17 protein-coding genes are annotated in these 13,580 nt (G+C 69.5%); 2 read left to right on the top strand and 15 right to left on the bottom strand.

Features of this window, described 5'->3' with window-relative positions:
- Positions 1-13 precede the first annotated feature (13 nt).
- From pyrH to rpsB, 3 genes are all read right to left on the bottom strand, one after another.
- On the bottom strand, positions 14-730 hold the full coding sequence (gene pyrH, locus ACWH95_RS13300) for a UMP kinase (RefSeq protein ID WP_136031812.1): 717 nt from the start codon (positions 728-730) through the stop codon (positions 14-16).
- Positions 731-820: 90 nt separating this feature from the next.
- Complete coding sequence (gene tsf, locus ACWH95_RS13295; RefSeq protein WP_136037397.1) at positions 821-1,648, bottom strand: translation elongation factor Ts; 828 nt, start codon at positions 1,646-1,648, stop codon at positions 821-823.
- Positions 1,649-1,691: 43 nt separating this feature from the next.
- Entirely contained in the window at positions 1,692-2,633 is a 942-nt protein-coding gene (gene rpsB / locus ACWH95_RS13290) for a 30S ribosomal protein S2 (RefSeq protein WP_136031920.1), read from the bottom strand.
- Between the two features lie 304 nt (positions 2,634-2,937).
- Between rpsB and ACWH95_RS13285 the strand changes: the two genes are divergently transcribed.
- The gene (locus ACWH95_RS13285) at positions 2,938-3,585 is read left to right on the top strand and encodes a murein hydrolase activator EnvC family protein (RefSeq protein WP_454120798.1); all 648 of its coding nucleotides are present in this window, start codon (positions 2,938-2,940) and stop codon (positions 3,583-3,585) included.
- A 95-nt stretch (positions 3,586-3,680) separates the two neighbouring features.
- Here ACWH95_RS13285 and ACWH95_RS13280 read toward each other — a convergent pair whose 3' ends face one another.
- The 9 genes from ACWH95_RS13280 to ACWH95_RS13240 all read right to left on the bottom strand — a co-directional run bounded on the left by ACWH95_RS13280 (position 3,681) and on the right by ACWH95_RS13240 (position 10,756).
- The gene (locus ACWH95_RS13280; RefSeq protein WP_136031809.1) at positions 3,681-4,583 is read right to left on the bottom strand and encodes a tyrosine recombinase; all 903 of its coding nucleotides are present in this window, start codon (positions 4,581-4,583) and stop codon (positions 3,681-3,683) included.
- Between the two features lie 76 nt (positions 4,584-4,659).
- A complete protein-coding gene (gene dprA, locus ACWH95_RS13275; RefSeq protein WP_136031806.1) occupies positions 4,660-5,838 on the bottom strand; it encodes a DNA-processing protein DprA in 1,179 nt (392 codons plus the stop codon).
- On the bottom strand, positions 5,835-7,364 hold the full coding sequence (locus tag ACWH95_RS13270; RefSeq protein WP_454120797.1) for a YifB family Mg chelatase-like AAA ATPase: 1,530 nt from the start codon (positions 7,362-7,364) through the stop codon (positions 5,835-5,837). The genes dprA and ACWH95_RS13270 overlap by 4 nt, the downstream gene beginning before the upstream one ends.
- Positions 7,361-7,723, bottom strand: a complete 363-nt coding sequence (locus ACWH95_RS13265) for a YraN family protein (protein ID WP_454120796.1) — start codon at positions 7,721-7,723, stop codon at positions 7,361-7,363. Before ACWH95_RS13265 ends, ACWH95_RS13270 begins: the two co-directional genes overlap by 4 nt.
- 147 nt (positions 7,724-7,870) lie before the next feature.
- The gene (locus ACWH95_RS13260) at positions 7,871-8,197 is read right to left on the bottom strand and encodes a DUF2469 family protein (RefSeq protein ID WP_017204525.1); all 327 of its coding nucleotides are present in this window, start codon (positions 8,195-8,197) and stop codon (positions 7,871-7,873) included.
- A 53-nt stretch (positions 8,198-8,250) separates the two neighbouring features.
- Complete coding sequence (locus tag ACWH95_RS13255) at positions 8,251-8,910, bottom strand: ribonuclease HII (RefSeq protein ID WP_136037023.1); 660 nt, start codon at positions 8,908-8,910, stop codon at positions 8,251-8,253.
- Positions 8,907-9,632, bottom strand: a complete 726-nt coding sequence (lepB, locus tag ACWH95_RS13250; protein ID WP_136034606.1) for a signal peptidase I — start codon at positions 9,630-9,632, stop codon at positions 8,907-8,909. The genes ACWH95_RS13255 and lepB overlap by 4 nt, the downstream gene beginning before the upstream one ends.
- A 118-nt stretch (positions 9,633-9,750) precedes the next feature.
- Positions 9,751-10,098 (bottom strand): 50S ribosomal protein L19, encoded by a 348-nt coding sequence (gene rplS, locus ACWH95_RS13245; protein WP_136034604.1) that lies wholly within the window; start codon positions 10,096-10,098, stop codon positions 9,751-9,753.
- 169 nt (positions 10,099-10,267) lie between these two features.
- On the bottom strand, positions 10,268-10,756 hold the full coding sequence (locus tag ACWH95_RS13240; protein ID WP_136034602.1) for an MFS transporter permease: 489 nt from the start codon (positions 10,754-10,756) through the stop codon (positions 10,268-10,270).
- Positions 10,757-10,865: 109 nt separating this feature from the next.
- On the opposite strand from ACWH95_RS13240, the gene map reads away from it, so the two are divergent.
- Positions 10,866-11,648 carry a type I methionyl aminopeptidase gene (gene map / locus ACWH95_RS13235; RefSeq protein ID WP_136037021.1) on the top strand — a complete coding sequence of 261 codons (783 nt, stop codon included), beginning with the start codon at positions 10,866-10,868 and terminating at the stop codon, positions 11,646-11,648.
- 9 nt (positions 11,649-11,657) lie between these two features.
- On the opposite strand, the gene ACWH95_RS13230 is transcribed toward map, so the two are convergent.
- Genes ACWH95_RS13230 through trmD form a run of 3 tightly spaced genes read right to left on the bottom strand, consistent with a single transcriptional unit; the run spans position 11,658 to position 13,571 of the window.
- Entirely contained in the window at positions 11,658-12,089 is a 432-nt protein-coding gene (locus ACWH95_RS13230; protein WP_454120795.1) for a pyrimidine dimer DNA glycosylase/endonuclease V, read from the bottom strand.
- Positions 12,086-12,817, bottom strand: a complete 732-nt coding sequence (locus tag ACWH95_RS13225) for a class I SAM-dependent methyltransferase (RefSeq protein ID WP_454120794.1) — start codon at positions 12,815-12,817, stop codon at positions 12,086-12,088. The genes ACWH95_RS13230 and ACWH95_RS13225 overlap by 4 nt, the downstream gene beginning before the upstream one ends.
- Positions 12,818-12,863: 46 nt before the next feature.
- Positions 12,864-13,571, bottom strand: a complete 708-nt coding sequence (gene trmD, locus ACWH95_RS13220; protein WP_454120793.1) for a tRNA (guanosine(37)-N1)-methyltransferase TrmD — start codon at positions 13,569-13,571, stop codon at positions 12,864-12,866.
- Between the last annotated feature and the right edge of the window lie 9 nt (positions 13,572-13,580).

Raw genomic sequence — 13,580 nt, 5'->3', positions numbered from 1 at the left:
ACCGCGCAGGCCGTCAGGCGGTGACGAGCGTGCCGATCGTCTCGCCCAGAAGCGCGCGGGTGACGTTCCCGGCCGGCTCCATCCCGAAGACGCGCATGTCCATGTTGTTGTCCATGCACAGGCTGAAGGCGGTGGAGTCGACGACCTTGAGGCCCTGCTGCAGCGCGTCGCGGTACGTCACGCGTTCGATGCGCTCGGCGTCGGCGTGCTTGTTCGGGTCGGCGGTGTAGATGGCATCGACGCCGTTCTTGGCGACGAGCACCTCCTGCGCACCGATCTCCAGGGCGCGCTGCGCCGCGACGGTGTCGGTCGAGAAGTACGGCAGTCCGGCACCCGCGCCGAAGATCACGACGCGCCCCTTCTCCATGTGTCGCTCCGCCCGCCGCGGGATGTACGGCTCGGCGACCTGCGTCATCGCGATCGCCGACTGGACGCGGGTCGCCGCCCCCGCCTGCTCGAGGAAGTCCTGCAGCGCGAGAGCGTTCATCACGGTGCCGAGCATGCCCATGTAGTCCGCGCGGCCGCGGTCCATGCCGCGCTGACTCAGTTCGGCGCCGCGGAAGAAGTTGCCACCGCCGACGACCACGGCGACCTCGACCCGATCCACCGCCGCCGCGATCTCCCGCGCCATCTGGCTGACGACGTCCGGGTTCACCCCCAACTGCCCCGCTCCGAAGGCCTCTCCGGAGAGCTTGAGCAGGACGCGGCGGCGTCCGGTGCGTTCAGTCATGGGTGGTGTCCTCTCGTCCCGATTCAAGATAGTGCCTAGTGGGCATGAAGAAGGGGTTCGGATCATGCGATCCGAACCCCTTCGACGGTGTTACGCGCCGACCTTGAAGCGCGCGAAGTCCGTCACGGTGATACCGGCGTCCTTCGCCACCTGGGCGACGGAGAGCTTGTTGTCCTTCGCGTAGTCCTGCTCGAGCAGGGCGACCTGCTTGATGAACGCGGCGACACGGCCCTCGACGATCTTCGGCAGGGCGGCCTCGGGCTTGCCCTCGTTGCGGGAGATCTCGGTGACGATCTCACGCTCCTTCTCGACCGCGTCCGCCGGCACGTCCTCGCGGGACAGGTACGACGGGTTCGCGAACGAGATGTGCTGAGCGATGCTGCGCGCGGTCTCGGCGTCGTCACCCGAGTAGGCGACGACGACGCCGATCTGCGGCGGCAGGTCCTTGCTGGTGCGGTGCAGGTAGACCTCGACCTTGTCGCCGGAGATCGTGCGCACGCGACGCAGCTCGACCTTCTCGCCGATGATCGCCGCCTCCTCCGAGATGAGCTGCTCGACGCTCTTGTCGCCGGCCTGGGCGGCCAGCGCGGCCTCGACCGAGTCCGCCTTGACCGCGGCCGCGGCGTCGGCGACCTTGTCGGCCAGCGCGATGAATCGGTCGTTCTTCGCGACGAAGTCGGTCTCGCAGGCGAGCTCGATCAGGGTCACGGCGCCGTCCTGCTCGCGAGCGACGACGAGGCCCTCGCTCGTGGAACGGTCAGCGCGCTTGGCGTTGCCCTTCGCACCCTTGAGACGCAGGATCTCGGTGGCCTTCTCGACGTCGCCGTCGGCCTCCTCGAGCGCCTTCTTGGTGTCGACCATTCCGGTGCCGAGCTGCTCGCGCAGCGCCTTGAGGTCCGCGATGGTGAAGTTGGCCATGTGTGGTGGCTCCTTGCTTCGTGATGTGGGTGTGAACGAGGGATTACTTGTTGTCTGCGGCCTCGGCGGCGGCGACCTCAGCGGTCTCCTCACCGGAAGCGGCGGCGATCGCCTCGTCGTGCGCCTCGGCACCGGCCTTGTCGGCGGCGGTCTCGTCGGCAGCGGGCGTCTCGACGACAGCGGCCTCATCGGCGGCGGTGACCACCTCAGCGGCGTCGGCCGACTCCTCGACCGGAGCCTCGAGCAGCTCCTTCTCCCACTCGGCGAGCGGCTCGGCGTCACCCGACTCGGGGTTGTGCTTCTGCTGCAGGCCCTCGGCCGCGGCGTCAGCGATGATGCGGGTCAGCAGCGAGACGGAGCGGATCGCGTCGTCGTTGCCGGGGATCGGGTACTGGAAGTCGTCCGGGTCCGCGTTGGTGTCGAGGATGCCGATCACCGGGATGCCGAGCTTCTTGGCCTCGTCGATCGCGAGGTGCTCGCGCTTGGCGTCGACGACCCACAGGGCCGACGGCGTCTTGGTGAGGTTGCGGATGCCGCCGAGCGACTTGTGCAGCTTGTCGAGCTCGCGCTTCTTGAGCAGCAGCTCCTTCTTGGTGAAGCCCGAAGCGGCCGGGTTCTCGTAGTCGAGCTCCTCGAGCTCCTTCATGCGGGCGAGACGCTTCGCGATCGTGGAGAAGTTGGTGAGGAGTCCACCCAGCCAGCGCTGGTTCACGAACGGCTGGCCGACGCGCGTGGCCTGCTCCGCGAGGATCTCCTGCGCCTGCTTCTTGGTGCCGACGAAGAGGATGGTGCCGCCGTGCGCGACGGTCTCCTTGACGAAGTCGTACGCCTTGTCGATGTAGCCGAGCGACTGCTGGAGGTCGATGATGTGGATGCCGCTGCGCTCCGTGAGGATGAAGCGCTTCACCTTCGGGTTCCACCGACGGGTCTGGTGTCCGAAGTGCACGCCGCTGTCGAGCAGCTGGCGGATGGTGACCACAGCCATGGTCGTCTCCTGGTTCTGGCGCTCGAAGGCGCCGTTGAGGTTGTTCACGCCGACCGGATGATCGGACGCCCTGGTGCCCGGCTCACGCCCACCTGCGGGAAGCAGGACCTGCGGGAGTGGATGCCACGAGAGAATCGCTGTGGGCACGCGTAGTCACCCCGAGATCGAGGTGCTCGTCCAGCATACAGGATCACGGTGCGGCGCTCGCACTGCACAGCCTGGAGCTCGCGCGACTTGTTCCCGGCCGCCGAACGAGCGACTCGCCCGCCCGCCATGCGTCTGCCGCCCCCCTCAGACTCGCCGCATGACCTCAGAACACCGATCGGTCGTCCTCACTCTCGGGCTGGTCGCAGCCGTGCTCTCGGGCACCCTGAGCGGCGCGGCGGCCACGACCGCTCCCGTCGCGGGCTCGGGCCCGGAGCTGACGAACGTCGCGGCGGTTGATCGCGCGCCGACCGGTCTCTCCCTCGGGGTGTCGCGCGTACGGATGGAGGGTTCGAGCACCGGGAGGCCGCGCGACCGCACGCGCGAACCCGCCGGCGACTGGCACTGGCCCGTGGAGGGCGCGCGCTCCGTCGTGGTCCGCTTCCGTGCTCCGGCGCAGCCGTACGGCCCGGGTCATCGCGGTGTGGACATCGCTGCGCCCGTCGGCGCCGCGGTGATGGCTCCGGCGGACGGTGTCGTGGCCTTCCGGGGTGTCGTCGTCGATCGGCCTCTTCTGACCATCACTCACGCCGGCGGTCTGGTCACGACGTTCGAGCCGGTGGACTCTTCGCTCTCGCCGGGCGAACGTGTGACACGTGGACAGCAGGTCGGCACGGTCGCGCGGGGCGGACACGCGGCCGATGGCACCGTCCATCTCGGCGTGCGGCTGCAAGGCCTGTACGTCGATCCACTGACGCTGTTCGGAGAGGTGCGACGCGCGGTGCTCCTCCCCTGCTGTCGCGAGTGATCCGGCGAGTCCGACGACCGGCAGCCTCCTCGCGTGCCCGTCGCGCCCCCGGGGTGCTGCAACAGGGGTGCGGGACGTGAGCGGCTCGGGCGCCGTCAGGCGCGGGGATGAGCGAGACGATAGGTCGCCGTGAGGCGCTCCGCGGAGACATGCGTGTAGATCTGGGTCGTGCCCAGGCTGGCGTGGCCGAGGATCTCCTGCACGGCACGCAGATCCGCGCCTCCGTCGAGGAGGTGGGTCGCCGCGCTGTGTCGCAGCGCATGCGGGCCGATCGTCTCCGCCCCCACGACCGGCGCCAGCGCTCGGGCCACCAGGGCGTACACGGCTCGCGGTCCCATGCGTCCCCCTCGCGCTCCGAGGAAGACTGCCGTTCCGGGGGACATGGCGCGGGCGAGCAGCGTGGGCCTGGCACGGGTGAGGTACGCACCTGTGGCCACGACGGCCGGAGCCCCGAAGGGCACGACCCGCTCCTTCGCGCCCTTGCCGAGGACGCGGACGGTCCCGCGCTCGAGGTCGACATCGTCGACGTCGAGGCCGCACAACTCGGAGACGCGGATGCCTGCCCCGTATAGGAGCTCCAGGATCGCGTGATCTCGCAGTGCTACCGGGTCTCCGTCGCTCGCGGCCGCGCGGTGCGCGTCGAGCAACTGGGTCATCGCATCCTTCGACGCCACGGTCGGCAGCGTCTTCGCTCGTTTGGGGGCCACGAGGCGGATGCTCGGGTCGGTCGCGATCAGCTCGCGTTCGCGCGCCCAGGCGAAGAAGGATCGTGCGGCGGCCGCGCGACGTGCCAGGGTGGAGCGGGCGTCGCCACGCTGGGTCGCGTGCCAGAGCCACTCCCGAAGATCTTCCAGGTCCACGCTCGCCACCGGCCCGATGCCCACCGTGGACCCGAGGTCTCGCAGGTCTGCACGGTAGGCGCGCACGGTCGCGGGCGAGAGCCGGCGCACCTTCTCCAGGTGGTCGGTGAACGCCTCCACCGCGACTGCGTAATCCACATCTCCAGCTTGCCCGGATCGTCGGCGAGTTCGTCGCGCCCCGCCGCACCGCGACGTTCGGCGGTACACGGGCAACTCAGCGGCGGCGCCACCCCCGCTCGTCTCGGCGCACGGTGCCCTCCAGATCGAGAAGCCCGAGGATCGCGCGCGCCCGCCCTGCCTCGACCCCCGCTCGTTCCGCGATGTCGGCGATCGTCAGGGAGACCGCCGTGCTCATCGCTGCCTCGACACGACTCCGATCGGGGCCGAGGGAGGAGACGCCAGGAGGCGCCCCCACCGACTCCCCCATGAGCTCTCTGACCTCCGCGGCCGACGTCACGCAGGTCGCGTCGTACTCCCGCAGGAGCCGATGGCACCCGGCCGATGATGCGGACGTCACGGGTCCCGGCACCGCGCCGAGGGGCCGTCCGAGAGTCGCGGCATGGCCCGCGGTGTTCAGGGAGCCGCTTCGCCACCCCGCCTCGACGACGACCGTCGCATGCCCCAGCGCCGCGATGAGTCTGTTTCGAGCGAGGAACCGCCACTTGGTGGGAGCGGCCCCGCACGGGGGCTCGCTCACCACGGCACCGCGCTCCGCGATGCGCGTCAACAGGTCGTGATGACCGGCGGGGTAAAGACGGTCCACGCCGCCGGCGAGCACCGCGACCGTCTCCCCTCCCACCCCGAGGGCCGCGCGGTGTGCCGCTCCGTCGATGCCATACGCACCACCCGACACGATCACCGCGCCGGTCGTCGCCAGGTCTCCCGCCAGCTCCGACGCCACGCGGTCGCCGTACCCGGTCGCAGCCCGCGCGCCGACGACGGCGACCTGGGGCTGCGCAACGAGGAGCTCGCAGCGCCCGCGCACCCAGAGAGCCGCGGGTGCCTGTGTGCCGAGATCGGACAGACGGACCGGCCAGCAGGCGTCACCGGGCACGACGAGGTGAGCCCCGACCGATTCCGCCGCGCGGAACGCACGACACACCGCTGCTGGTGACGCGCGGGGTGCCCAGCGCCTCCGTGCCTCAGCGAGCGCGCGTACAGCTCCGGCACGGCGCACTTCGGGTTTCGTGCGCGCACTCGCGTCGAAGGCGTAGCGGAGCCCACCAACCGCTCCGAACTCCTGCGTCAAGACTCCGGCGACGGCATCTCCGGGTTCGGCGATGACGCTCCAGGCCGCGCGGGCGACGACGTCCGCAAGTCCTTCGGATTGGCCTCCTCGAATCCGACGGGCGACCGCGCACGTGCTCTCGTCGGCGAGCAGAGCGTCGATCATGCCGCCACCCCTCGACGTAGGTGCAAGGCGCGACCGATCTCCTCTTCGCCGGGCCGCTCCCGGCCGGCGAGGTCCGCCATCGTCCACGCAACCCTGAGCACACGGTCGTAACCGCGGAGCGTGAGCGCACCGCGCTCGAGGGCACGATCGAGGATCATCCGCTCGGTCTTCTCCACATGGAACGGGGCCCGTCGGAGGACGGGACCCGGCACCTCGGCGTTCTTCTGCCAGGGTGTCCCACGCCAGCGATGCGCCGCGCGCTCCCGTGCTGCCTGCACGCGCTCACGCGCGAACGCCGTCGTCACCCGGGCACGCTCGTGGGAGATGGCTTTCGACGCGGCAACACGGGTGAGCCCGAGATCGATGTCGACTCGGTCACGCAAAGGGCCGGATATCCGTGCGGCATACCGTCGGACGGCGCTCGGCGGACAGGCGCATTCCGCGTTCCGCACACCGAAGTTGCCGCAGGGACACGGGTTCGTGGCGAGCAGGAGTTGGAAGCGGGCAGGGAAACGCGCGGTGAAGCCGGATCGGTGCACGTCCACCACCCCCGATTCCAACGGCTGGCGAAGCGCGTCGAGCGCGACGCGGGAGAACTCCGCCGCCTCGTCGAGGAACAGCACCCCGCGATGCGCACGAGCCACGGCTCCCGGCCTCGCAGAGCGCGATCCTCCGCCGATCAACGCCACGGTGGAAGCCGTATGGTGGGGCGCCTCCAGCGGCGGTCGACGGTCCAGAGCGGTGACGGACTCGCCGCTCAGCGACCGGATCGATGCGACCTCCAGCGCCTCTCGCTCATCGAGCAGCGGCAGGATCCCCGGCAGACGTGCGGCGAGCATGGACTTCCCCGCGCCAGGAGGACCGCTGAGGAGCAGATGATGGCCGCCCGCGGCGGCTGCGATGAGGGCCTCGACCGCCTCGTCCTGTCCGATGACGTCTGCGAGGTCGTGCTCGTCCTCGCGCCGGGAGACGGGGGCCGGAAGCAGGACCGGCTCGACGTCGTCCACGTCCACGGCGGCGCCATGCCAGACGGCGACCTCGGCCAGCGACGCCGCGGACCGCACTTCCACACCGGGAACCAACCGCGCCTCCGGCTCGTTGCCGCGCGGCACCACGACCTGGGTGAACCCCGCCCGCACGGCGGCGAAGACCGCCGGCAGGACGCCGGGCACCGGGCGGATCCTCCCGTCGAGCCCGAGTTCGCCGAGATGTACCGTCCGTCGGACCGCTCGCTGGTTCAGAGTGCCGCCCGTGGCGAGGCTGGCGATCGCGATGGCGAGGTCGAAGGCCGAGCCGTGCTTCGGGAGACTGGCCGGCGACAGGTTGACGGTGAGACGGCGCCGTGGGAGATCCAGCCCGGAGTTCTGACAGGCGTTGTGGACTCGCTGTACGGCCTCGCCGAGCGACTTGTCCGGAAGCCCGATGATGCGGAACTCGGGCGTCTGATTGGACAGATCGGCCTCCACCTCGACGAGGTGTCCGACAGCACCGTTGAGGGCGACGGACCAGGTGCGCGCGGTGGTCACGCGATGTCCTCGAGATGGTCGACGACGCCCTGCGCGGCGTCCGGACCGGTGATCCCGATCGCCTCGAGCCGCAGCGCCAGGCCCGCCGCCGCATCCGCGTGCGCGGCCCGCCAGGCGTACGCGAGCTGCCAGAGACGACGGCGTTTCCGTGCATCGATCGCCTCGAGCGGATGCCCGAATGCGGCGCTCCGCCGTGTCTTCACCTCGACGATCGCGAGCCATCCGTCCCGCTGGGCGACGATGTCGATCTCGCCCTGCGCACACCGCCAGTTCCGGTCGAGGATGGTGTACCCGCGGTATCGGAGGTACTCCGCCGCACGTTGTTCGCCCGCTCGTCCGAGCTCGTCTTTCGCTGCCATGCGGAGAGGATCCCGCACTCCCGCCCTGCGCCGTGGGGCTGTCGGGCTTTGCGAGGGAGGCCGCGGAGAAGACCCTCGTTCCTGCGGTCGGTGCAGAAGGGGAGTCGCAGCCGACCGGCGCGTCTGGACCTCTCCGACGGCGTCAGGTCACTCGCCGTCGAGGGACAGCTCCTGCGGGAGCTCGAACTCGCGTCGCTGCAGTTCCTCGACGTTGACGTCCTTGAAGGTGAGGACCCGCACGGCCTTCACGAAGCGGTCCGCGCGATAGATGTCCCAGACCCAGACATCGCTCATGGAGATCTCGAAGTAGAAGTCGTGCTCGGTGTCGCGTCGCACGACGTTGACCTCGTTGGCGAGGTAGAAGCGCCGCTCGGTCTCGACCACGTACTGGAACTGCGAGACGACGTCACGGTACTCACGGAACAGCGCCAGCTCGAGCTCGCGGTCGTAGTCGTCGAAGGCTTCCTCATCCATGATGACTCCATCCTATGGCGGCGGACCGCACGGAGCGGTATCCGCGGGCGCCCTCAGAAGAGCGTCGGGGCATCGGCGATCGCCCAGGACGACCGGTGGAACGGTGACAGGCCCAGAGCGCGGATGGCGTCCCGATGCTCGGGGCTCGCGTAGCCCTTGTTCCGATCCCACTGATAGCCGCTATGACCCTCGTGCAGCTCGGCCATGTGCCCGTCGCGTGCGACCTTGGCGATCACGGAGGCGGCCGACACGGAGGCGCAGTCGCGGTCGGCCTTGACCACCGGCCGCACACGGAGGGGGACGGGATGGACGCGGGACACGTAGTCGTGATTCCCATCGAGCAGCACCAGCGCATTCTCGAGGGCGGCCCCCTGGTCCACCACGGCCTGAACGGCCCGCGACGCGGCGAGACCGAGCGCCCGCATGATCCCCACCTCGTCGACCTCCCTCGCCGTCGCCCAGCCGACGGCGGAGGCCTGGACCCACGCCGCGGCGCGCGCAGCCACCTCAGGGCGCCGTCGTTCCGTGACGAGTTTCGAGTCGCGCAGGCCCTCGGGAACCCGCCGGCGCGCTCCCTTGGCGTCCATCACGGCGGCCCCCACGGCGACCGGCCCCGCGAGGGCACCGCGACCGACCTCGTCGAGCGCGATGATCAGCTCGCATTCGCCGAGGAGCCGTCGCTCGAGCGTCAGACGGGGCGCGACGACGGTCATTCCGACTCCGGTACCCCGTTGAAGATCTCGTGATGCCCGTCGATCGTGCCGAACCGATCGAGCGGCCAGGTCGTCAGGAACGCCTTGCCGACGATGTTGCCGACGGGCACGAAGCCGCCGCTCGGGAGATCCTGGTGGGCGCGCGCGTCTCGCGAGCGATCGCGGTTGTCGCCCAGGAGCCACACCGAGTCCTCAGGCACGACCACGTCGAACGGCTCGTTGGAGGCGGCGGTGTCGCCCTGCGGGAGGTTAAGGTATCCGAGCTCGTCGATCGGTGCACCATTGATCGTGATCTGCCCCAGCGCGTTGCAGCACACCACGTGGTCGCCCGCGACCCCGATCACGCGCTTGACGAGATGGTCCTGCGAGTCCGTCGCCGAGATACCCACGAAGTTCAGCACCCAATCCACGGCCTGGATCAGAGGCGGCTGCGCCGGTGTCTGCACTTGACCGTCGAGCCATCCCCCGGGGTCCTTGAACACGACCACGTCGCCCCGCTCGTAGCCGGTCCAGCGCGGTGTCAGCTCGTCGACGAGGATCCGGTCGTTGATGAGCAGCGTCCGCTCCATCGAGGCCGAGGGGATGTAGAACGAGCGGACGACGAACGTCTTGATGACGAACGACACCAGCGCCGCGATCAGGACGATCACCAGCACATCACGGAGGAAGACCAGGAACCCGCGGCGCCTTCTCGTCGGACGTGCGGACGGAGAGTCAGTCATCTGGTTCCTTCTCGAGTGGAGCACCGTTGGCACACGGCAGTAACAAGGGTCGCACACCCCGCGCACGACAAAGCACCCCGGGACATCGTGTCCCGGGGTGCTGTGAGGAAGCTGCGACTCAGTTGTCGCGCTTCTCCTTGATCTTCGCCTTCTTGCCACGCAGCTCGCGCAGGTAGTAGAGCTTCGCACGACGAACGTCACCGCGCGTGACGACCTCGATGTGGTCGATCACCGGGGAGTGCACGGGGAAGGTGCGCTCCACGCCCACCTGGAAGCTGATCTTGCGGACCGTGAAGGTCTCGCGCACGCTGTCGCCCTGGCGGCCGATGACGACGCCCTGGAAGACCTGGATACGGGAGCGGTTGCCCTCGGTGATGTTGACGTGCACCTTGACGGTGTCACCGGGGAAGAACTCGGGGATGTCGGAACGGAGCGAAGCCGCGTCGACGGCGTCGAGGATCTGCATGATCGTCTCTCTCTGCACTCGCCACAGGTCGGATGCATGATGATGGAAGGAACAAGAACGGGTGTGTGCTGAACGGCGCTGACGCGTCCGCGGGCTCCCCTGAGGCAGAGCCGGTCACGGCACAAGAATCCATTCTGCCACGGATGGCAGATGCGACCAAAACGGTCACTCAGTCCCGGGGATCACTCTCGCGCACGACGATGATCTCATGGGGCTCCGCGCGCACGGTCGGCTCGTCCGCGGCGGGGATCGTGGACCACGTGATGGTCTCTCTGATGCGCGCCCCACTGCCACGGGCCTCGTTCCACAGCTGCCACAGCTGCAGCCAGACGAGCGCGATCCCGACGACGATCGCCGCCGCGAGCAACCAGCCGAACGCGCCGTCGATGAAGAACCCCACCGCGATGGTGAGGCCGTGCCACAGCGCGAAGCCGGCGACATCCCACCAGGACACGGCACGCTCAGCGCGGACCGACGGCCGCGAACGCGTGAGCAGTGTGAGCAGGAGCTGCCCGATGAAGACGGACGGCATCGCGATGAGCAACACCCACAGGATGGCCCAGCCGCCCTGGAACACGCCCCAGCCGACGAGGAGCCACAGCGGGAGCACGAAGGCAGACGGCAGGAGCCACCGGAAGAACGCCTGACGCAACCACATGCTCCGATGCTACGTCGGTCGCCCCTCGTCGGGTCAGCGTGTTCGCTCTGAGCGCGCGGCTCCCCTGGGCGCTCCGATCAGGGAGAATGGAGGAAACGAGAGGACACCCATGATCGAACTGCGCACCCCTGCCGAGATCGACGAGATGCGCGCGGCAGGCCGGTTCGTCGCCGAGACCCTGGCGACCCTGCGCGACGAGACGAAAGTGGGCACCAACCTTCTGGCGATCGACCGTCGCGCCCACGACATGATCCGCAGAGCGGGCGCGGAGTCCTGCTACATCGACTACCACCCGTCCTTCGGGGCGAGCCCCTTCGGCAAGGTCATCTGCACCTCCGTGAACGACGCGGTCCTGCACGGCCTCCCCCACGACTACACCCTGCGCGACGGCGATCTGGTCACCCTCGACTTCGCGGTCTCCGTCGACGGATGGGTGGCCGACTCCGCCGTCTCGTTCGTGGTCGGCACGCCGCGCGACGAGGACCTGCGTCTGATCGACACCACCGAGCGGGCTCTCACGGCCGCGATCGAGACCTCTGTCGTGGGCAACCGCATCGGCGACATCTCCGCTGCGATCGCCGACGTCGCCCACGGCGAGGGCTACTCCATCAACACCGACTTCGGCGGGCACGGCGTCGGACGCACCATGCACGGAGACCCGCATGTGGCGAACGACGGCAGAGCGGGCCGCGGCTTCCCGCTCCGCGCCGGCCTGGTCCTGGCTCTCGAGCCGTGGTTCCTCGCGACCACCGACGAGCTCGTGACCGACCCCGACGGCTGGACGCTGCGCAGCGTCGACGGCTCCCGCGGTGCGCATTCGGAGCACACCATCGCGATCACGGATGACGGGCCGATCATCCTCACCGACCGTTCCTTCCTCGGCGTCGACTGACCCGCGACGTCACGCCCGTTCCCACGACGCCACGGGGCCCTCGACCACGACGAACAGCGGATGAGGCGCCGGACGGTGCGTGTGCGCATGCAGGGCCAGGCGGTCCGGGCTTCGGGCGGCGAGCTTGGCACGCAGATGGCGCCACTCGAGGTCGAGTTGACCGGTGGTGACCTCGAGGGGCGGCACAGTGGTGCCGAGGGTACGGATGCGCGAGCGATCGAAGCGGTAGCCACGCGCGTCAGCCTCGTCCGCAAGACCGCGCAGATAGGCCGACACCGCCGTCGACGGCTCGGGTGCCTCGCGGAAGCGCGCCAGTTGGGGGTGCTCGCGATAGCCCTTCGTCGTTCCGGCGAGCACAGCCTGAGCGAGCAGGGTCTCACGCCAGCACGCCACGAGGCCCTGCCGGTCGAGGTACATCGGATGCAACGACCAGATCCTCATGCGCGCCGGTAGCGGAAGACGTCAGTCAGATGCGGAAGGTCGAAGGCCGCCCTGCCCGCTGTCTCCGGGCTGTCGTCGAGCACGGCCTCGATCGCATCACGCATCGCGCGGCGCCCGGACTCGTTCGCGACGAGATAGCTGCTGACCGTGGCCCACCGGGCGACGTAGCCGGCACGGCTGATCCGTTCCGTCCAGCGGATCTCGTGGTGCCCGACGAAGTCGAAGCCCGGCAGCTCCACGGCGGTCGCGGTCGTGGCATCGGCATCGCCCACGGCCGGGTGCGCGATGCGGTGACAAGCGACGTCCCACGCGCACGTCGGATCCGCGCGATTCCAGAGCAGACCCAGCACACCCGCCGGCCTCAGCACCCGCGCGATCTCCGCCGCGGCCGTGTCCCGGTCGAACCAGTGGAAGGCCTGCGCAACGCAGACCGCGTCGACGGCGCCGTCGCCCAGGGGGATGCGCTCAGCCGTACCGTCGAGAGCGCTGACCGTTGGCAGCTTGGACCGAAGCACCTCGCGCATCGGCGCGGAAGGCTCGACGGCCAGCACGCGATCCGCGCGCTCGAGCAGGAGCTCGGTGAACTTGCCCGTCCCCGCGCCGAGGTCGAGCACCGTAGGAACCGCGGCGGGGAGGATGGCTTCGACCGCTGCAACGGGGAATCCCGGCCGATGACGGTCGTACTCCTCGCCGATCGTCTCGAACGACTGCGCGAGTGCCCTGTCCACTATGCTCCGACGCTAACAGGTGCGCGACACGCGTTCGGAGGTCGGTTCAGGCCTCGGCCGGTGGAAGGAGGTCCGGCCGACGGCGCCGAGTCCGTTCGATCTGCTGTTCGCGGCGCCAGGCCGCGATCGCCCCGTGGTTGCCGCTGAGCAGCACCTCCGGCACCGCACGCTCGCGCCAGACCGAGGGCTTCGTGTACGACGGGTACTCCAGCAGCCCGTCCTCGTGCGACTCCTCGACGAGGCTCTCCGGATTGCCGACGACACCGGGGATGAGCCGTCCGACAGCCTCGATCATCGCCATCGCGGCGACCTCGCCGCCGTTCAGCACGTAGTCGCCGAGGCTGATCAACCGGACCTCGCCCAGGCCGGACGCGTACTCGAAGACGCGCTCGTCGATCCCCTCGTAGCGGCCGCAACCGAACAGGAGATGTCCCCGCGTCGAGAGATCGCGCGCCGTCGCCTGCGTGAAGACCTCCCCCGCCGGAGACGGGAAGATGAAGGTGGGAGCTTCGGTGCCGGACACGTCGGAACCGGCGATCTCATCGAGGGCGAGCCCCCACGGCTCCGGCTTCATGACCATGCCCGCTCCCCCGCCGTACGGGGTGTCGTCGACCGTGCGATGGCGGTCGTGCGTCCAGTCGCGGAGGTCGTGGACGCGCAGATCGAGCAGACCGGTGTGCCGCGCCTTTCCGAGCAGCGACAGCGTCAGGCCGTCGAAGTACGACGGGAAGATGGAGACGACATCGATGCGCACGGGGGAACC

The sequence above is a fragment of the Microbacterium sp. NPDC055502 genome, assembly GCF_053643635.1.
This window is presented reverse-complemented; position numbering and strand designations above follow the sequence as displayed.